Origin of the sequence: Mycobacterium sp., assembly GCF_040509115.1 — a bacterium.
GTDB lineage: Bacteria > Actinomycetota > Actinomycetes > Mycobacteriales > Mycobacteriaceae > Mycobacterium.
Genome location: NZ_JBEVLO010000218.1, coordinates 1 through 19239 on the forward strand (window position 1 = coordinate 1; position 19239 = coordinate 19239).

Genomic DNA, 19239 nt, shown 5'->3' on the forward strand with positions numbered 1-19239 from the left:
ACGAAGGGCAGACCGCCGAAGCCACTGCAGCCAACGACATCCGGGACCGGGCAGGCAATCGCTCCGACTTGGTCGCCGACGTCGACGCCATCGAGCGGGCGGCGGACTCCTGGCGGTCGTCGTTCGCCGAGCCTTTGATCACCAGGATCACGCCCGGGACGCCCGCCGCCGTCAGCCCGGCCATCGTCGAGCGCGGAAAGACCGAATTCGACGGCATCCGCGCGCTTTTCAATACGCAGAATCAGCACCTAACCGAGGCACGGACTGCTGGCATCGCCAACCTCGACGACGTCCGTACCTGGCGCAACGTGGTTCTCATCGGAATCAGCGTGGTGCTCATCGCCACGGCGATCGCACTGGCACTGGTGATGCGAAGCGCCGTCACCCGGCCGCTGGCGGCGCTCGCCGCGTCGTGTCGGCGGATCACCGAGGGCGACTTCGGCGAGAGAATCGTTCCGCAGGGCCCCAAGGACATTCGCGCGATGGCAGCGGACGTGGAGGACATGCGCTGGCGCATCGTCGAGGAGCTCGAGTCATCGCGCTTGACCAGTAGGCGGTTGGACGAGCAGACGGTCGAGTTGCGCAGGTCCAACGCCGAGCTGGAACAGTTCGCCTACGTCGCCTCCCACGACCTGCAAGAGCCGCTGCGCAAGGTGACGTCGTTCTGCCAGTTGATCGAGAAGCGATACGGCGACAAGCTCGACGAGCGCGGCGTCGAGTACATCGCGTTCGCCGTCGACGGCGCCAAGAGGATGCAGGTGCTGATCAACGACCTGCTGACCTTCTCGCGGGTCGGACGACTCAACTCGGCCGAGACGGACGTCGCCCTCGACGACGCGTTGGAGACGGGGTTGGCGAACCTGAGCACCGCCATCGACGAGTCGGGTGCCGAGATCGCGCGTCCCGCTGAGCCCCTTCCCACGGTGACCGGAGACCCGACGCTGCTGGCGATGCTCTGGCAGAACCTCGTCGGCAACGCCATGAAGTTCCGCAAGGACGGGGTCGCGCCACGCATCCTCATCGAGTGCGAACCGCGCCCCGACGATGAACAGTGGCTGATCACCATGTCGGACAACGGCATCGGCATCGCTCCCGAATTCGTCGAGAAGGTCTTCGTCATCTTCCAGCGGCTGCACGGCCGGGATTCCTACGGCGGGACCGGCATCGGACTGGCGCTGTGCAAGAAGATCGTCGAACATCACGGTGGCACCATCTGGATCGACACCGATTACACCGACGGCACCCGTTTTCGCTTCACCCTGCCCATGTCCGCCGCACCTGCACAGGAAGAACCCGCGGCACTCTCGGAAGGATCACCTCGATGACACCAGCTGGCAGACCGATCGACGTCCTACTCGTCGAAGACGACCCAGGAGACGAGCTGATTACCCGGGAAGCCTTCGAGCACAACAAGATCAAGAACAACCTGCACGTCGCCCACGACGGCGAGGAGGGGCTCGACTTCCTCTACCGCCGGGGCGCGTTCGAAGGTGCGCCGAGACCCGATCTCATCCTGCTGGACCTGAACCTGCCGAAGTACGACGGCCGCCAGTTGCTCGAGACGATCAAGTCCGACCCCGAGCTCAACCACATTCCGGTGGTCGTGCTGACCACCTCCGCGGCCGAGGAGGACATCCTCCGCAGCTACAAGCTGCACGCGAATGCGTACGTCACCAAGCCGGTGGACCTCGACCAGTTCATGAACGCGGTCCGTCAGATCGACGAGTTCTTCGTGCAGGTCGTTCGACTACCGCAGGGCTGACCCACCCCCGGCTCAGCCGGGTGACATTTGGTGATGAAGGGCGTGAACCCCAGGCAGTGTGGGTACGGTCACGTCCATGAAGCTGATCTCGCCGACCGACTCGATGTTCTTGATCGGCGAATCGCGAGAGCACCCGATGCACGTCGCGGGTCTGCAGTTGTTCAAGCCCCCCGCGGGAGCCGGCCCCGACTTCGTCAGGGACCTCTACGAGACGATCGTCAAGAACGACGACTTTCAGCCCACCTTCCGCAAGCATCCGGGCAGGCTTCTCGGCGGCATCTCCAACGTCGCTTGGGCGTTCGACAAGGACATCGACATCGACTACCACCTGCGCCGGTCGGCGTTGCCGAGGCCGGGGCGGGTCCGCGACCTCCTCGAGCTGACGTCGCGGTTGCACGGCACGCTGCTCGACCGGCACCGCCCGCTGTGGGAGGCGAGCCTGGTCGAGGGCCTTGAGGACGGCCGCTTCGCCGTGTACACCAAGATCCACCACTCACTGCTCGACGGCGTCTCCGCGCAACGGTTGATGATCCGGTCGATGACGCCCGACCCCGACGACCGCAAGATCCGGGTGCCCTGGACGATGGGGCCGAAGGCGCGCAAGGACAGTCATTCGAGTTCCAGGTCGACACTTCAGACCATCACCAGCACCGTCGGTTCGCTTGCGGCCCTTGCTCCGTCAACCCTTTCGGTGGCAAGGGCGGCGCTGCTGGAGCAGCAGCTGACGCTGCCCTTCCGGGCCCCGAAGACGATGTTCAACGTGCCGATCGGAGGAGCTCGCCGGGCCGCTGCACAGTCCTGGCCGCTGGCGCGCATCCGGGCCATCAAGTCCGCGGCCGGCGTCACGGTCAACGACGTGGTGCTCGCGATGAGCGCGGGTGCGCTGCGCGCCTATCTGCTGGAACAGGACGCGCTACCGGACACCCCGTTGGTCGCCATGGTGCCGGTGAGCCTGCGAGCCGAGAACGAGCAGGACGCGGGCGGCAACATGGTAGGCACGATCCTGTGCAACCTTGCCACCGACGTCGAGGATCCGGCGGAGCGGCTCGCGGCGATCGGCACGTCGATGCGCGACAACAAGAAGGTGTTCGCCGAGTTGCCGCGCACGCAGGCGCTGGCACTGTCGGCGTTCCTGGTCTCTGGAATCGCGCTGGGCCTGGTGCCCGGGTTCGTGTCCTCGGCGCCGCCCCCGTTCAACATCGTCATCTCCAATGTGCCCGGTGCACGGGAGCCCATGTACTGGAACGGGGCTCGGCTCGATGGCAACTATCCGCTGTCCATCGCACTGGACGGGCAGGCGCTGAACATCACGCTGACCAACAATGCCGACAACCTCGACTTCGGGCTCGTCGGATGTCGACGCAGCGTGCCCCATCTACAGCGGCTGCTGCTGCATCTGGAGGACTCACTAACCGATCTGGAGCGCGCCGTCGGGATTTGAGCCGGGCCGAGACCGCAGCGCTGTCAGTACTTTCCGAACGCGAGCACCACGTTGTGGCCGCCGAAGGCGAACGTGTTGTTCAGCGCGTAGCGGTAGTCTGCCTTCCTGGCTTCGCCGGTGACGACGTCCAAGTCGATCCGCTCGTCGAGCTCGGTCACGTTCAGCGTTGGTGGCGCGACACCGTCGCGAAGGGACAGCACGGTGAGCACCGACTCGAGGGCCCCCGCGGCGCCGAACGCGTTGCCCAACGCCGCCTTCGGCGCATAGACCGCCGGGCGGTGCCCGCCAAGGGCCTTCTGCAGCGCGGTCGCCTCGACGAGGTCGCCTGCCACGGTGCCCGCGGCGCTGGCATTGATCAGGTCGATGTCGGTAGCCGTGAGTCCGGCGAGCTCGATGGCGCGCGACACCGCATGGGCCTCCTGCTCGGCGTCCGGATCGGACAGCATCGCGTCGTAGCCGTCGGAGGTGGTCGCCGCGCCGAGGACGCGCGCCAGGATGCGCGCGCCGCGGGCCGTGGCATGGGCCTCGGTCTCCATGAGCAGCAGCGCTCCGCCCTCCCCCATGACCATCCCGTTCCTCGTCTTGTCGAAGGGGCGGCAGGCTCCCGCAGGGTCGTCGTTGTCGGTCGACATCACGCCGGGCACCTGGGAGTAGGCGGCGATCGGTACGGCCTCGATGGGCGATTCGACACCGCCGCAGATGACGACGTCGGCGTCGCCGAAGACGATCTGCTGCCAAGCCTGGGCGATGGCACCCGCACCGGAGGCGTCGGCCATCATCGGCGCCGTGACACCACCGCGGGCCGACCGATCCAAGCCGATCGCCGCCGCAGGGCCGTTGGGCATGAACATCTGCACCGCCAACGGCGATACGGCCTTCAACCCCTTCTTGCGCATTTCGTCGTAGGCGACGATGACTTCCTCTGCCGTCCCGAAGCCGGTTCCGACGGAGACCGCGAGTCGGGTTGGATCCACCTCCGGTGAGCCGCCGTCGAGCCACACCCGACGGCTGAGCACCAGCGCCATCTTCTGCGTGTAGGACAGCCGCCGCAGTTCCACCCTGCTGAGCTCGCCGTCGAAGTCCTCGCGCAGTTCCCCGCCGATCCAGACGGGCAGCCCGAGATCCTGGGGAAACGAACCCGTCAACGGACGGATGCCGCTCTGACCGTCGATCAGTGCCGTCCAGGTGTCGTCGACGTTGGTCGCTAGTGCATTGGTCATCGCGACTCCCGTGATGACCACGCTCGGAAATTCGGTCGGCATCGAAACGTCCCCTCCGTGTGTGACTGCTGATCCCTTCGTCCGCCGTCGTGCTGGCGACCGTGAGTATGGAGTTCCCGCTGTTCCAGCTGGGAATCACCCATTGGCTCTCGAGCGTGCAGTCGTGGATGTCTGACTCGGCACTCGATTGTGCCGGATGATGAATTTTCGGCAAACCGGCGACCCTGCGACACGGGTCGCTGCTGACGTCGACGTCAAAGCCTGGACGAGTCTTCAACACCCCAAAGGCCACGACCCTCCAGATTTGGCAATTTGCTGAGCGATAGCTGAAATCGTCGGTGCGGGTATGCTCATATGAGCAAATGCCTGCTCGGGTGCACTTTCGTCAAACCCCCAATGGTCGACGCGGCACCACCAGACGGTGCATACTGTTTGCGAGAGACTGTGGGGCTACGAATTGACACGAACTGACATGCAAGAGCCGGTGGTAATTGGCGTTTGGGCCGGGAACGCCCTTGCGGCCATCCGAGCAGCGGGCGAGGGTCTCACCGAGGCCAAGCGCAGCCGCTCGCTTCCCCTGATCGCATGCGCCCAGGTCGAACTCCAAGCAGCGGTCGACGTCGCCAGGGATCTCGACGTCGAGTGGGGGCGGATCGGCTTGGCGCTGGGCATCGCCCGCGGCAACGCCTATCAGAAGTTCCGCAGGAAGGCAGCGGCTCCCCGCGAGCCTTCCAGCGAGCCTCGACGCGGGCACGACGCGAGCGGCATCCGCTTCGCCGCCTGCTCGTAGGGTCGGCACGATCGTCGAGGGGTCGATCGTCGACGAGGGGCCGCAGCGCCCCGTCCGCGACACCACGTGGAGCGGACGGGGTTGAGCGGCTTCATCACCGCCGTGGCCCACCACCGTCAGATGCGCAGCAGGGCCTCGGCGTTGGCGTGCCCGATCGCGTGCCGCTGCTCGTCGGAAAGCCGGGCCTTGGCGAGGAACTCGGTGACGTCGTCTCGGACCAGGTACGGGAAGTCCTCCGAGTAGACGATGCGTTGCGCCCCGATCTCGGCAACGATGAAGTCGAGTTGATTCTGGCTGTACAAACCCGATGGGGTCGCCCACACCTGCTGCCGGTAGTAGGCGCTCGGTTGTCGTTCCAGCCGGGCTCCCCAACCGATCACCTCGTCGAGCCGGTCCAGCCACCCGGCGACGAACTCACCCCAGTGTCCGCTGAGCAACTTGAGGTTCGGGTGCCTGTCGAGGGCCCCCGACAGGATCAGCCGCAGGACGTGGATGCCTGCCTCGGCGTGCCAGCCGAACGCCGGCCCCGCGAACAGGAACTGGGTCGCCGCAGGCCACTGCCCGGCGTAGTACGCGCTCGACACGGGATTCTCCGGGACGCCGGGATGCACGTAGATCGGCAGGTCCACCGCTTCGGCCGCGGCCAGCACCGGCTCGAATCGCGCGTCGTCGAGAAACAGGCCGCCGCAACTGCCGGAGACGAGCGTTCCGACGAAGCCCAGTTCCCCGACGCATCTCCTCAGTTCGTCTGCCGCGGCAGCCGGATCGTACAGCGGTAGCGTGGCGAAACCGCGGAACCGCGTCGGGTGCTGCGAGATCTGTTCGGCCAGTGCGTCGTTCACGGTCCGGCACAGCTCGACCGCCTCCGGGTGAGCGAGGCTGCTCGGAGTGGTGGCACCGTGCGAGACCACCTGGACGTCGATCCCGACCTGGTCCATGTGGGCCAGACGAGTGCCTGCGAGTCGCTCAGCGGAGTCCCGGTCGGGCATGAAGCCTTGGAAGAACTCACCGAATCCCGCATCGGGCACGACGGGCCCCGGCGCGGCCAACTCAGTGACGCGGGCCATCACCTCCGGATGGTGAAAGTGCTCTTCGACGGTGATGATGCGCACGTCGGACGCCTCCTTCGCTGAAACGGGACGGCTCGGGCAGCCGCCCCCTTCCCTTCCTACGCCAGCAGTCTGGACGCCTCCCGTGCCTCGTCGCTCCTGGCCTTGACGTCCAGCGCCCAGCAAATCACCGCCCCGACGGCGAACGCCCCGACGTAGAGCGACCAGAAGACGATCCAGTTGGGATCGAGATTCGGGGTGATGCCGATCTGGCACACGCCGGCGAGGAGGAGCGCGATGGGCAGTCCGTTGACCCAGTTCCGGTGTTGCCTGCGCGCAAGCCCCCAGGCGGCGACGTACAGGGTGAGGATCAACGTATAGATGCAACTCGACAGCGCCTCCGAGGTCACTGCGCCCGGGCTGAGTTCGTATGCGGTGTAAGCGGTGTCGAGCAGGGCGACGGAGGCGGCGACGATGACCGCCGAGCGGCGTCGCGCCCGATGGCGCACCAGCAGCCAGACGACTGCGACGAAGTACGCCCCGTAGGTCGGGGTGAACGCCAACGCCACGGCCACTGAGGCGTGCGGGTCGACCGCCGACAGGATCTGCCAGTAGCCGAAGAACAGAGCGAGGGTGGATAGCAACAGCGCCGTGCTGATGACCGTCTGCACGATCGGCGAGCGGCGGCTCGCCGGACTCGGGTGCGCGGGGTGCGCGGCGTCGATGGCGTGGGCCCGCTCCGCCGTCGGCGGCACGACGGCGGGTTGCATCTCGTCAGGCACTTCGGTCCTCCCACGCTCGATACCCACGACGAGTCTGGCAGCCGCCGCCGCACGCTGCGCGGCGGCCCGAGATTCATCATCATCGCAATGGTGGCGCGCGCTGGCCCAGTGCGCGATGATGCCGCCCATGCGCAACCTCTCGTGTGTTCTGTCCATGGTGGCCACCGTCGGCCTGGTCGCTGCCTGCGCGCCCGCCGACGAGACGCCATCGGCCACGTCTGGCTCGGAGTCGACCTCTGCGGGCCCCGAGTCGTGCACGAAGGACGCGCTTCCCACCCTGGCGAAGGGCACCATCACCTTCGGTACCGACCAGCCTGCCTACCCGCCGTGGTTCGTCGACGACGACCCCGCCAACGGCAAGGGTTACGAGTCGGCTGTCGCCTACGCCGTCGCCGACAAGCTCGGATTCGCCCCCGGCGACGTGAAGTGGGTACGGGTGCCGTTCAACGCGGCCATCGCGCCGGGCCCAAAGACGTTCGACGCCAACCTGAACGAGTTCTCCATCACCGACGAACGCAAACAAGCCGTCGACTTCTCGTCGCCGTACTTCGACGTCACCCAGGCCGTGGTCACGGTGAAGTCCTCACCCGCGGCGGGCGTGACGACCCTCGACGGGCTCAAGGGCCTCAAGCTAGGGGCCCAGGTGGGGACCACCAGCTACACGGCCGCGCAGGCGATCGATCCCGGCGTGGCGGTGTTCAACAACAACGACGACGCCAAGGCCGCCCTGTCGAACGGCCAGATCGACGGTCTGGTGCTCGATCTTCCGACGGCGTTCGCGGTGCAGGCCGAATTGACCGACGGAGCCATCGTCGGACAGCTGCCCGCAGGCACCGAGAAGGCCGAGCAGTTCGGCATCGTGCTGGACAAGGGCAGTCCGCTGACCACGTGCGTGTCCCAGGCCGTCGACCAGCTCGGCGACAACGGCGACCTGTTCAAACTGCAGAAGACCTGGCTCGCAGGCGCGGGCGCCGCGCCACAGCTTTCGTGACCACGGTCGCGTTCGACCGGGTCGCGTACCGTCAGTCGCGCGCCCGGCGATCCACCCTGGTCGCGCTGCTGTCGACCGTGGTGTTCGCCGCGGTCCTGCTGTTCGCGGTGACGTCGTCACCCGGCTGGCCGCGGGTGCGCGATTCGTTCTTCAACCTGCGGGTCGGCTGGGAGAGCCTGCCCGCGCTGTTGGAGGGCCTGTGGCTCAACATCCGGGTGCTGATCGTGTGCCAGGTGCTGATCCTGATCTTCGGATTGGGTCTTGCCGCCGTCCGCACGTTGCGCGGCCCGGTGTGGTTTCCGGTGCGAGCCTTGGCAACCGGTTACGTCGACCTGTTCCGCGGACTGCCGCTGCTGATCTGTCTCTACCTCGTCGGGTTCGGCCTGCCAGGGCTCCGGTTGACGGGGGTGCCGAACAACCCGGTGCTGCTCGGCGGCCTTGCCCTGGTGTTGATCTACTCCGCGTACGTCGCCGAGGTGTTCCGCGCAGGCATCGAATCCGTCCACCCGTCGCAGCTGGCGGCCGCGAAGTCACTGGGGCTGAACTACCGGCGCACGATGCGACTGGTCGTCCTCCCGCAGGCGACGCGGCGGGTGACGCCTGCCCTGCTCAACGACTTCGTCGCACTGCAGAAGGACTGCGGATTGATTTCCGTGCTGGGCGCCGTCGACGCGGTGCGGGCCGCGCAGATCCAGTCCGCGACCACGTACAACTTCACCCCCTACGTCGTGGCTGGGCTGCTGTTCGTGGCGTTGGCGGTGCCGTCGGCGCGGCTCGCCGATTGGGCCGCGCGGCGGGCGGCGACGCGACAGGGCGCACTGTGACGGGAAGCGCGTCGGCCGACACGGTGCTCTCGGTGCGCGGGTTGGTGAAGGCCTATCACGATCGGCCGGTCCTCGGCGGCATCGACCTCGACGTGGCCGAGCATCAGGTCGTGGTGTTGATCGGGGCATCGGGGTCGGGGAAGTCCACGCTGCTGCGATGCATCGACCTGTTGGAGGACATCGACGACGGGCAGATCCTGCTCGACGGCCGCGACATCAGCGACCCGCGCATCGACGCCGACGAGGCTCGCCAGGCAATGGGGATGGTGTTCCAGTCCTTCAATCTGTTTCCGCACATGACCGCGCTGGCCAACGTCGCACTCGCCCCGCGGGTGGTGCACGGGTCGTCGCGTCGCGACGCCGAGGAGCGCGGACGCGAATTGTTGAGCCGCGTCGGTCTTTCCGGCCACGCCGACGCCTACCCGGACAAGCTCTCCGGCGGGCAGCAGCAGCGGGTGGCCATCGCTCGCGCGCTGGCCTACGAACCGCGCCTGCTCCTGCTCGACGAGATCACCAGCGCGCTGGATCCGGAATTGGTCGGTGAGGTGCTGGCCCTCGTCGGCGAGCTGGCGAGTTCGGGTCGCACCATCGTGATGGCGACCCACGAAATGGCATTCGCTCGCGACGTCGCCGACACGGTCTGCTTCCTCGACGGTGGCCGGATCGTCGAATCGGGTTCGGCGGAGCAGGTTTTGGCCAACCCGCAGCAGGATCGGACGCGTCAGTTCCTGCAGCGCTTCACCGGCGGTGCTTGAGCCGCGCACCTCGCGGGTATCTCCCACCCCGTGGCGGTGCGGATTGGCACTTCGGGGTGGTCCTACGACCACTGGAAGGACGTGCTGTACGGGCCTGGTGTGACGGCGGGAGATCGCCTGTCCCGGTACGCCGAGGAGTTCGACACCGTCGAACTCAACGCCAGTTTCTACCGCTGGCCCAGCGACGCCTCCTTCGAGCGGTGGCGAGACCGACTGCCCGCCGGTTTCACGATGTCGGTGAAGGCGGCTCGGGGTCTGACTCACGCCCGACGGCTGCGGTCGCCCGAGGACTGGGTCGAGCGGATCGTACGAGCCTGGGACGTACTGGGCGACCGTCGCGGAGCCGTGCTGACCCAACTGCATCCAGCTCAGGAACGGGACGACGCCAGGCTCGACTACTTCCTCGACTGTCTGCCGCCGCGAGTGCGGGTGGCCGTCGAACTGCGACACCCGTCGTGGAACGATCCCGAGGTCTACGCGCTCCTCGAGCGCCACGGCGCGGCGTACGTGGTGATGAGCGGGGCGGGCCTGCCCTGTGTGCTTCGGGCGACGTCGGACCTGGTCTACGTGCGGTTGCACGGGCCCGACGACCACGCGCTGTACGCGGGTTCCTATTCCGACCCCGACCTGCGTTGGTGGGCCGACCGCATCCAGGAATGGCACCGCCAGGGCCGAGACGTGTTGGCCTACTTCAACAACGACGGACACGGCCACGCCGTCCGCAACGCCAGGACGCTGCGGACACTCGTCGGCGAACCCGCGACCCGTGGCAGGACGTGACGCCGCTCAACGGAGTTAAGCACGTCGCCGTCCTGATGTTCGGCGCCTCGGGACCAGGCGTCAATCCGCCTCGGCGACCGCCTTGGCGACGTCCTCGGCGCGCAGCGGCCGGATCAGCGCCCACGCGACGAAGCCTGCGGCGACGACGAGCAGGATCAGCCCAACCCACCAGTTCGCGTCGGTGCCGATGTAGAGATCGGAACGGTTGGACGCCGCTGCCGGATCGCTGTGGTCGCGCAGCACCGCGGGCGCGAACCCGGCGATGGTCAGCACCACGCCGTAGATCGCCAGCAGACCACCGATGATGTTGCGGATGTCGAACAGGTGCGACAGGACTCTATTGGTATGTGGGACGGACATTTCGGCTCCAATCCGATCTCGGGGAAGGCCTGGCTAGTGGAAGATGATGTTGAAGCCGATGGTCAGGATCAGCATCACGGCGCCGAGCGGCACCGCCCGCTGGAACCACGGATTCCCAGCCTCGTCCGGATCGGACATGATGTCGACCTTGGTCTCGGAGTAGACGAAGCCGACCAGTTCCTCCCTGGGCTTGGGCGTGGTGACCAAGCTGACGACGATGCTGACGACGATGTCGACGATGAACGCCGCTGCGGCAGCGAGGAACGGCATGCCCTGTCCGGGTAGGTCGATGACACCGACCTGCGACAGGATGAACACGAAGATGGCGGACAGGGTGCCTGCGACCAGGCCCACCCAGCCGGCAGTCGGAGTCATCCGCTTCCAGAACATGCCGAGGATGAACGTGGCGAACAGCGGCGCGTTGAAGAACCCGAAGAGGGTCTGCAGGTAATCCATGATGTTGGAATAGCCCGACGCGATCAGCGCCGTGAAGATCGCCAACAACGTGGCCGCGACCGTCGCGTACCGGCCCACCGCGATGTAGTAGTCGTCGGAGCGGTCCTTGACCACGTACTGCTGCCAGATGTCGTAGCTGAACACGCTGTTGAACGCGGAGATGTTGGCCGCCATGCCCGCCATGAAGGAGGCGATCAGACCTGCGATCGCGACACCGAGCAGACCGTTGGGCAGGATGTCGCGGATCATCAACAGCATCGCGTCGTTGTACGTGACATCGCCTGCGCCAGTGGACTTCAGGTGAATCATGTCGCCGATCGCGGCCGCCGCGATCATACCGGGCACCACCACCACGAACGGGATCAGCAGCTTGGGGAACGCGGCGATGATCGGGGCGCGCCTCGCGGCCGACATCGAGTTCGACGCCATGGCTCGCTGCACCTCGACGAAGTTGGTCGTCCAATAGCCGAAGGACAGCACGAAGCCCAGTCCGAAGACGATGCCGATCACCGACCAGACGGGACTGTCGAAACCACTCAGCGCCTGACCGGGCCACGTCGTCAGCTGCTCGCCCACCGTCGCGGTCACCTTGTCGCTGTCACCGATGGTGTCGATCACCTTGTCCTTCAAGCCACTCCAGCCGCCGACCTTGATCAGACCGAAGACGGTCAGCGGGACGAGTGCGGCGAGGATCACGAAGAACTGCAGTACCTCGTTGTAGATGGCGGCCGACAACCCGCCCAACGCGGTGTAGGTCAGCACGATTGCCGCGGCCACCAGAAGCGAAACCCAAGTGGCCCAACCGAGTAGCACGTTGATCACGGTTGCCAGCAGGAACAGGTTGACGCCTGCGATGAGGACCTGAGCGACGGCGAAGCTGATCGCGTTGACCAGGTGGGCGCCGGTGCCGAAGCGCCGCCGCATGAACTCGGGAACGCTGCGCACCTTGGAGCCGTAGTAGAACGGCATCATGACCAAGCCGAGGAAGATCATCGCCGGGACGGCGCCGATCCAGTAGTAGTGCATGGTCGCCAAGCCGATCTGGGCGCCGTTGGCGGCCATGCCCATGATCTCCACGGCGCCGAGGTTGGCCGAGACGAACGCGATGCCGGTGACCCACGCGGGTAACCGTCGACCCGACAGGAAGAAGTCCAGGCTCGACGAGATCTGACTTCGGGCCAGGTAGCCGATGCCGAGCACGAACGCGAAGTACACCGCGATTAGCGTGTAATCGACCGCACCGACGTTCAGTCGCAGTACGTCGTCTGCCATGAGCGTGGTCATCGCCGCCATCAACTCCTTCGTTGAGTGATCCCGACCACTGTCCTAACATGTTCCAACATAATCGCGCAACATTTCACAGCCCTTGTGCACAATAAGGGCTCGACAAGCACTCGCTGTTTGTTAATGTTCGATTCGGGTTACCAAAGGCTCCGGAGGGAGTGTCGACGACGATGCTTGCCGCTGAACGGCGAGGGGCGATTCTGCGCGCGCTGCAGTCCGGGGGCGCCGTGCGCGTCGCCGACTTGGCCGCCGAACTCGCGGTGTCCGAGATGACCGTGCGCCGCGACCTCGACACGCTCGACGCGCAGGACCTCCTGCGCAAGGTGCACGGCGGCGCGGTGGCCCGCCACAACCGCGGCGAGGAACCGCGGTCGGCGGTGAAGGCCGGTCAGCAGCAGGCGGAGAAGGCGGCCATCGCCGCGGCCGCCGCCGCGACGGTCGAGGACGGCATGACCATCGCGATCGGCGCGGGCACCACCACCACCGAACTGGCCCGCCGTCTGCACGGCCGGTCCTCGATCACCGTCGTCACCAACTCCATCAGCATCTTTCAGGAATTGACCGAACCAAGGATGGATGGTGCCAACGCCCCCCTCGTCTACCTCAGCGGTGGGGTCCGCACCCCGTCGGATGCACTCGTCGGGCCGGTCGCCGATGCCGCGATCGCGTCGTTCCGGGTGGACGCGACGTATCTCGGCGTGCACGGCTTCGACCCGGATGCCGGCCTGACGTCACCGAACATCGCTGAGGCACAGACGAATCGGACCTTGATCGGGATTGGCGGTCGCCTGCTCGTGCTGGCCGATCACACCAAGTACGGCGAGGTCGGCGCCTGCGTCTTCGCCCGACTGGACGGAGTGCAGACCATGATCAGCGACGACGGCCTGACCGCATCGGACCGCGCCGTCATCGACACCCACGTCGGGGAATTGGTGATCGCCCCCGTGGGTGGGCAATGACCGCCATGGCCGACGAACCCCTGCGGTGGACGCTGGCCGACGGCCGCGACATGTTGTTCTTCTCGCTTGCCGGCCACCGGCCCGCACCGGTGCCCGATCGACGCCCGCTATCCGACCGCGGCGAGCAGCGGTCGCAGTTGCGATTCGACCGTCTGACCGGACAGTGGGTCGTGATCGCCGCCCTGCGCCAAGACCGTACGTACAAGCCGAGCGCGGATCAGTGCCCGTTGTGCCCGGACCCCACCGGCGCCAACAGCGAGGTCCCCGCCCCCGACTACGACGTCGTGGTGTTCGAGAACCGATTCCCGAGCCTCTCCGGCGCCGACGGCCGCCCGTTCGACCTTCCCGACGTCGGCGGCGACGGTTTCACCCATGCCCCGGGACATGGTCGCTGCGAGGTGATCTCGTTCTCGAGCAGTCACACCGCGTCGTTCGCCGACCTGGCGCCGGAGCACGCCCGCCTCGTCGTTGACGCGTGGCGCCACCGCACCGCCGACTTGATGGACCGACCCGGCATCGAGCAGGTCTTCTGCTTCGAGAACCGCGGTGAGGAGATCGGGGTGACACTGACCCATCCGCATGGCCAGATCTACGGCTACCCCTACCTCGCCCCGCGCGCCGCTCACATGCTCGCCGAGGCGCGGGCTCACGCAAAGCGCCACGGCAGCAACCTCTTTGCCGACATCCTGGCGCACGAGGTGGCCGAGGACGTCCGCGTCGTCGCGCGCTCGGAACTGTTCACCGCGTTCGTTCCGTTCGCCGCACGCTGGCCGGTGGAAGTTCACATCTACCCAAACAGGTTCGTGCGCAACCTGATCGACCTGGACGACGCCGAGCTGGACGCCTTCGCCTCGATGTACCGTGAGGTGCTGGCACGGTTCGACCGAATGTATCCGACGTCGCTGCCGTATATCTCGGCACTTCACCAGTTCCGCGACACCGACGCGCAGCGGGAGGGTTACTTTCACGTCGAACTGATGTCCGTGCGGCGTAGCGCCACCAAGCTCAAGTTCCTGGCGGGCTCCGAGTCGGCGATGGATGCGTTCATCAGCGACGTGACGCCCGAGAGCATCGCCAACCGGCTAAGGGAGTTGTCATGACCGTGATCAGATACGGCGCGCCGGGCCGGATCAACCTCATCGGCGAGCACACCGACTACAACCAGGGTTTCGCACTGCCCATCGCCCTGCCGGACCGTACCGTCGTCGACTTCCGCCCCGACGACGGCGACGTGCTCGTCGTCCGCAGCGATCGCGAGGCCGGCCAGGTCGCCATCGCGCTGGACACCTCACCGGGTGACGTCACCGACTGGGCCGCGTACGTGGCGGGCGTGGTGTGGGCGCTCCGCCAGGCGGGCCATCGGGTGCGTGGCGGCGCCATGTCGATCAGGAGCGGCGTCGAGATGGGCTCGGGGCTGGCGTCGTCCGCGGCGCTGGAATGCGCGACGCTCGGCGCGCTCGCGGCCGCGACCGACCTCGATGCCGACCGCATCGAGCTGGCGCGGATCGCGCAGAAGGCCGAGAACGACTACGTCGGGGCGCCGACGGGTCTGATGGACCAGTTGGCCTCGCTGTGCGGCGAACCGCTGCGGGCGCTGATGATCGACTTCCAGGACACCAGCGTGGTGTCGGTACCGTTCGATCCAGCCGCCTCCGCCGTCACGCTGCTCCTGGTGAACTCGCACGCGCCACATCACCATGCCGGGGGTGAGTACGCGGCTCGGCGCGCGTCCTGTGAGCGGGCGGCCGCCGATCTGGGCGCCACGTCACTGCGCGACGTACAGGATCGCGGCGAGGCCGCACTGTCGGCGGTCACCGATCCCGTCGATGCCCGACGCGCGCGACACATCCTGACCGAGAACCGAAGGGTCGCCGATGTCGTTGCCGCGCTGAGCGTCTCCGATTTCGCCGAGGTCGGCCGGATTTTCACGGCGTCGCACGCATCGATGCGCGACGACTTCGAGATCACCACCGACAACATCGACCTGATCGCGGACACCGCAGTGGGGGCCGGTGCGCTCGGGGCGCGAATGACGGGCGGCGGCTTCGGCGGCTGCGTCATCGCCCTGGTCGCCGCCGACCACGCTGCAGCCGTCGCGGATGCGGTCCGCGGCGCGGTCGTCGACGCCGGCTACAACCGGCCGACGATCATGATGACCGAGGCGGGCGCAGGAGCATCCACCGAGGCTTTCATAGGATCTTCATAGCCTCGGCTTGGCACCCCATTAACTCCCGCCCGCACCCTGGAGCGATGGGTACCTCTGCCAAGACGCCGGTCCGCGGCGTTTCCCGCGCCGCGCGATTCCCGCATGCGGAACGGCGACGCATCGCACTGACCGCCATGGTCGCGCTGGCCAGCGCCTCGCTGCTGGTACTCCTGAACGACTTCGAGGTCGGTCCCGCCTGGGTGCACTGGCTCGGTTCGCTGGTGGCCGTCGCCGCCGCGCTAGGGGTGGTGGCAATCGCTCAGTTGACGTGGGAGCGGGCGATCAACGCCGCCAAGTCCGCGGGCCTGGTGGAGTCGAACCCGCTGCACTAGCCAGGTGTCGGCCGTCGTCACCGCCCCCGCTCAGGTCCCGACGACCCCGACATCGGCGACGTACGTCCGCTGCGCCCACTGAAACGCCTGCCACCCCACGGCCTCGTCGAACTCGTCGTGGACCCGTCGTGCCGCTTCGGCGCTGATGGCTCGGGCGTCACGCGCCTTCACCTGGACCTCGGCGCATCGCTCCATCAGCAGAAAGAACCCGACCGCGGAGTCGACCGTGGTGCCCACCGTCAACAGCCCGTGGTTGCGCAGGATGACCCCGCGCGACCCCCCGATCGCCGCGGCGATGCGCTTGCCGCCGTCCGTCGAGCCAATGCTGACCTCCTCGTCGTCGAAGATCTCGTGATCGCCGAAGAACGCGCACGCTTCCTGCGAGATGGGTTCGAGCTTGGTCACGCTCGCCGAGAACGGCGTCCCATACGGGGTGTGGCAGTGAGCCGCCGCGACGAGGTCGGGGACTGCCTCGTGGATCGGCGCATGGATGAAGTAGGCCGCCTCGTTGATGTGCCCACCGCCTTCCACCGTGCCATCCGCGCGGACCAAGACGAGGTCATCGGTGGTCACGAACTTGAACGGCACGCCGTACCGCGCCAGCCAGAAGCAGTCCGTCCGCTCGGGGTCGCGCGCCGAGATGTGCCCGTCGCCCAGCGCTCCCCAACCGATGGCGCCAAAGACCCGATAGGCCAACGCAAGACGACGCTTGCGGTGGGCGCGCAGCTCGGCGGGATCGGCGATGGCCGGCTCGAACGACGCCGGATCGAGGAATCCCTGGCCTGCAGCTGTGTCCGTCATCGGAGCCTCCCGTTCTGTCTCGACTGGCCGACGCTCTGTCACACCTGGCTGGTGCACGTCCCACGCTAGGCCGCCCCTGGCGGCGCCGCGCAACCGGCCGAAATTGGGATCGGTAGCCGCGCGGGCGGGGTCGACTTGCCACACGCCGGCCACCGGGGTCGGCACTAGCGAGGAGTCGACATGAACCACCATCACCGCCTGACGAGAACGATCGTCGGGGCCGTCCTATCCGGCGGCATCGCACTGACCGGCCTCGGGCTCGCCTCGGCGACCGCACATGCCACCCCGCAGACGGATGCGTCGGACCGCCAGATCATCGCCGTTGCGCCGCAGTCGAGTGCAGCGTCGGAGAAGGCGATCATCGCCGTGAACCCGAACCCGGCAGCCGCCTCGGAGAAGGCCATCATCGCGGTCCACCCGCAGTCCCCCGCCGTGCGCGCGGGATTCGACCCACAACCCGAGCCTCCCGCCGCACGCTGACGCGCCCGTCGCAGTCGTTCGATGTGGCAGTCATTCGTCGTGGCGTAAGTGATCCGGCTGTTTGATCCAGCCCGCAGGCACGTCGACGGTGAGCGACAACTGCACGAAGCGTCCGATGGCCGCGGTCGCGGCACGAATGGGACACCACTGCAACGTGTACGGCAGATACTGAGTCGGCGCGACGGGCAAGAGGGGGCTGGTCGCGCAGGCACCTGACACGGCCGTGCTGGTGAGAATCCAGTCCACCTCGGGCTGGGCAGGCCACCGGCACGCCGACAGGTCGGCATCGGCGAGTTCGACCGTTGGCGGGGCGACATTCGCCGCCCGCAGCACCTGCTGAATGGCCATCGACCAGGCCGGGAACAGACCCTCGCTGTGCATGCCCAGCGTCTCGGTCTCCAGGTCGACCAACTCGATCCGGTCCCTGTCGGCCAGCGGGTGGTCGGCCCGGACCCCGACGACCACCGGCTCGGCACAGAACACTTCGCCGATGATGCCCGGCGGGTCCGGCACCAGCCCACAGGTGATCGCCACGTCGACCTCCCCGTCGGGGATGGCGCGCTGAAGGTCGGGGAGCCACATGCGTCGCACGACGAGTTCGACGTCGGGCGCCTCACTCTTCAGCGCTGCGGCAAGGTGAGGTGCCAGCAGCGGCGCCACCGGTGGGGTGATGCCGAGCCGCACCGTTCCGGCCTCTCCCCCTGCGATGCGACGCACCGCCGCACCGGCACCCGCGACGTCTTCGAGGATCGCCTTGGCACGGCCCAGCAACTCCACCCCGGCCTCGGTCAATACGACTCGGCGGGTGGTCCTGGTGAACAGTGGGGTGCCCAGCTCGCGTTCCAGCCGACGCACTAGGTCGCTGAGCGTCGGCTGGCCGATGTGCAGCTTGGCGGCGGCACGGCCGAAGTGCAGCTCGACGGCCACCTCCACGAAGGCTTCCAGCTGTCGCAACTCCACGCTGCTGATGGTAAGGCGCTGGCAGCCGCGGATTGATCGGGCCGGGCGATCGCCGCGATCCGGGATAGGCCCTTGATCTCGCCGTCGGCCCGACGCATTGTGGATTCGAGATCCCACGACGACTCAGAGAGGTCGACTGTGCCCGCATTCAGCACGCGCCATCACACCGTCAACATCGACGGGCTTGACGTCTTCTACCGCGAAGCCGGCGACCGGTCAAACCCCACACTTCTTCTGTTGCACGGCTTTCCGTCGAGTTCGCACATGTTCCGCAACTTGATCGACTCGTTGTCCGACAGTTTCCACCTCGTCGCACCCGACCACATCGGGTTCGGGCGTTCGGCGATGCCGTCGGTCAACCAGTTCACCTACGGCTTCGATCAGCTGACCGAGGTCACCGAGAAGCTCATTGCCCACCTCGGGCTCGACCGTTTCGCCATCTACATCCACGACTACGGCGCACCCATCGGCTTGCGCATCGCCAGTGCTCGCCCGGAGCGGATCACCGCGATCGTCACCCAGAGCGGCAACGCCTATCTGGAGGGCTTCACGCCCTTCTGGGACATTCTGTTCGCCCACGCCAAGGACCGCGCCGCCAACGAGGACGGGGTCCGCGAGTACTTCACCGCCGAGAAGACCTACTGGCAGTACACCCACGGAGTCCCGCAGGACCGGCTGGACCGCATCGCGCCGGAGGCGTGGCTTCTGGACCAAGCCGGGTTGGACCGCAGGGGAAACGACGCCATTCAGTTGCAGTTGTTCTGGGACTATCAGTTCAACCTCGACGGATACCCGAAGTTCCAGGAGTATTTCCGCACGCATCAGCCGCCGCTCCTGGTCACGTGGGGGAAGAACGACGAGATCTTTGGGGCGGCGGGAGCGGAGGCGTTCAAGAGGGACCTTCCGAACGGCGAGTTCCACCTGCTCGACGCGGGTCACTTCGCACTGGAGACCCACGGTGACGAAATCAGCGGTTACATCCGCGACTTCATGAGTCGGCTGTGAGC

Annotated in this window: 21 protein-coding genes; 14 read left to right on the top strand and 7 right to left on the bottom strand. The window is 67.0% G+C overall.

Annotation, left to right across the window (positions count from 1 at the left end; genetic code table 11):
• The 3 genes from ABW137_RS15095 to ABW137_RS15105 all read left to right on the top strand — a co-directional run.
• Positions 1-1325: sensor histidine kinase (locus ABW137_RS15095; protein WP_526401287.1), on the top strand; the 1325-nt coding region annotated here is incomplete at its 5' end.
• Positions 1322-1762 (top strand): response regulator, encoded by a 441-nt coding sequence (locus ABW137_RS15100; RefSeq protein WP_526401289.1) that lies wholly within the window; start codon positions 1322-1324, stop codon positions 1760-1762. The genes ABW137_RS15095 and ABW137_RS15100, both read left to right, overlap by 4 nt.
• 76 nt (positions 1763-1838) lie before the next feature.
• A complete protein-coding gene (locus ABW137_RS15105) occupies positions 1839-3203 on the top strand; it encodes a WS/DGAT/MGAT family O-acyltransferase (RefSeq protein WP_526401291.1) in 1365 nt (454 codons plus the stop codon).
• A 23-nt stretch (positions 3204-3226) separates the two neighbouring features.
• Here the strand turns inward: ABW137_RS15105 and ABW137_RS15110 are convergent, their stop codons facing one another.
• Positions 3227-4465, bottom strand: a complete 1239-nt coding sequence (locus ABW137_RS15110; protein WP_526401293.1) for a KasA/KasB family beta-ketoacyl-ACP synthase — start codon at positions 4463-4465, stop codon at positions 3227-3229.
• 430 nt (positions 4466-4895) lie between these two features.
• On the opposite strand from ABW137_RS15110, the gene ABW137_RS15115 reads away from it, so the two are divergent.
• Positions 4896-5213 carry a hypothetical protein gene (locus ABW137_RS15115; protein ID WP_526401295.1) on the top strand — a complete coding sequence of 106 codons (318 nt, stop codon included), beginning with the start codon at positions 4896-4898 and terminating at the stop codon, positions 5211-5213.
• A gap of 116 nt (positions 5214-5329) precedes the next feature.
• Here ABW137_RS15115 and ABW137_RS15120 read toward each other — a convergent pair whose 3' ends face one another.
• Both ABW137_RS15120 and ABW137_RS15125 read right to left on the bottom strand, forming a co-directional pair.
• The gene (locus ABW137_RS15120) at positions 5330-6325 is read right to left on the bottom strand and encodes an amidohydrolase family protein (protein ID WP_526401297.1); all 996 of its coding nucleotides are present in this window, start codon (positions 6323-6325) and stop codon (positions 5330-5332) included.
• Between the two features lie 56 nt (positions 6326-6381).
• Positions 6382-7200 (bottom strand): hypothetical protein, encoded by an 819-nt coding sequence (locus ABW137_RS15125; protein WP_526401299.1) that lies wholly within the window; start codon positions 7198-7200, stop codon positions 6382-6384.
• Here ABW137_RS15125 and ABW137_RS15130 point away from each other — a divergent pair.
• From ABW137_RS15130 to ABW137_RS15145, 4 genes are read left to right on the top strand one after another with little or no spacing between them, the layout of a single operon-like run.
• Positions 7172-8035: an ABC transporter substrate-binding protein gene (locus ABW137_RS15130; protein ID WP_526401300.1), complete on the top strand. Its 864-nt coding sequence runs from the start codon at positions 7172-7174 to the stop codon at positions 8033-8035. The two genes, ABW137_RS15125 and ABW137_RS15130, sit on opposite strands and share 29 nt — an antisense overlap.
• Positions 8032-8859: an amino acid ABC transporter permease gene (locus tag ABW137_RS15135; RefSeq protein ID WP_526401302.1), complete on the top strand. Its 828-nt coding sequence runs from the start codon at positions 8032-8034 to the stop codon at positions 8857-8859. Before ABW137_RS15130 ends, ABW137_RS15135 begins: the two co-directional genes overlap by 4 nt.
• On the top strand, positions 8856-9614 hold the full coding sequence (locus tag ABW137_RS15140) for an amino acid ABC transporter ATP-binding protein (RefSeq protein ID WP_526401304.1): 759 nt from the start codon (positions 8856-8858) through the stop codon (positions 9612-9614). Before ABW137_RS15135 ends, ABW137_RS15140 begins: the two co-directional genes overlap by 4 nt.
• A 30-nt stretch (positions 9615-9644) precedes the next feature.
• Positions 9645-10394: a DUF72 domain-containing protein gene (locus ABW137_RS15145; protein ID WP_526401306.1), complete on the top strand. Its 750-nt coding sequence runs from the start codon at positions 9645-9647 to the stop codon at positions 10392-10394.
• Positions 10395-10454: 60 nt separating this feature from the next.
• Here ABW137_RS15145 and ABW137_RS15150 read toward each other — a convergent pair whose 3' ends face one another.
• Both ABW137_RS15150 and ABW137_RS15155 read right to left on the bottom strand, forming a co-directional pair.
• On the bottom strand, positions 10455-10754 hold the full coding sequence (locus ABW137_RS15150) for a hypothetical protein (protein WP_526401308.1): 300 nt from the start codon (positions 10752-10754) through the stop codon (positions 10455-10457).
• A gap of 33 nt (positions 10755-10787) precedes the next feature.
• Complete coding sequence (locus ABW137_RS15155) at positions 10788-12503, bottom strand: sodium:solute symporter family protein (RefSeq protein ID WP_526401310.1); 1716 nt, start codon at positions 12501-12503, stop codon at positions 10788-10790.
• A gap of 161 nt (positions 12504-12664) precedes the next feature.
• Here ABW137_RS15155 and ABW137_RS15160 point away from each other — a divergent pair, with 161 nt between their 5' ends.
• Genes ABW137_RS15160 through ABW137_RS15175 form a run of 4 tightly spaced genes read left to right on the top strand, consistent with a single transcriptional unit; the run spans position 12665 to position 15991 of the window.
• Positions 12665-13453 (top strand): DeoR/GlpR family DNA-binding transcription regulator, encoded by a 789-nt coding sequence (locus ABW137_RS15160; RefSeq protein ID WP_526401312.1) that lies wholly within the window; start codon positions 12665-12667, stop codon positions 13451-13453.
• On the top strand, positions 13450-14553 hold the full coding sequence (gene galT, locus ABW137_RS15165) for a galactose-1-phosphate uridylyltransferase (protein ID WP_526401314.1): 1104 nt from the start codon (positions 13450-13452) through the stop codon (positions 14551-14553). Before ABW137_RS15160 ends, galT begins: the two co-directional genes overlap by 4 nt.
• Positions 14550-15659, top strand: coding sequence for a galactokinase (locus tag ABW137_RS15170; protein WP_526401316.1), 1110 nt, complete (start codon positions 14550-14552; stop codon positions 15657-15659). The genes galT and ABW137_RS15170 overlap by 4 nt, the downstream gene beginning before the upstream one ends.
• 44 nt (positions 15660-15703) lie before the next feature.
• Positions 15704-15991, top strand: a complete 288-nt coding sequence (locus ABW137_RS15175) for a hypothetical protein (protein WP_526401318.1) — start codon at positions 15704-15706, stop codon at positions 15989-15991.
• A gap of 30 nt (positions 15992-16021) precedes the next feature.
• Here the strand turns inward: ABW137_RS15175 and ABW137_RS15180 are convergent, their stop codons facing one another.
• Positions 16022-16792, bottom strand: a complete 771-nt coding sequence (locus ABW137_RS15180) for a class II aldolase/adducin family protein (RefSeq protein ID WP_526401320.1) — start codon at positions 16790-16792, stop codon at positions 16022-16024.
• Positions 16793-16972: 180 nt separating this feature from the next.
• On the opposite strand from ABW137_RS15180, the gene ABW137_RS15185 reads away from it, so the two are divergent.
• Complete coding sequence (locus tag ABW137_RS15185; protein WP_526401322.1) at positions 16973-17272, top strand: hypothetical protein; 300 nt, start codon at positions 16973-16975, stop codon at positions 17270-17272.
• Positions 17273-17302: 30 nt separating this feature from the next.
• Here ABW137_RS15185 and ABW137_RS15190 read toward each other — a convergent pair whose 3' ends face one another.
• Positions 17303-18232: a LysR family transcriptional regulator gene (locus ABW137_RS15190; protein ID WP_526401324.1), complete on the bottom strand. Its 930-nt coding sequence runs from the start codon at positions 18230-18232 to the stop codon at positions 17303-17305.
• Positions 18233-18370: 138 nt separating this feature from the next.
• Between ABW137_RS15190 and ABW137_RS15195 the strand changes: the two genes are divergently transcribed.
• Entirely contained in the window at positions 18371-19237 is an 867-nt protein-coding gene (locus ABW137_RS15195; protein WP_526401326.1) for an alpha/beta fold hydrolase, read from the top strand.
• The last annotated feature ends 2 nt before the right edge of the window (positions 19238-19239 follow it).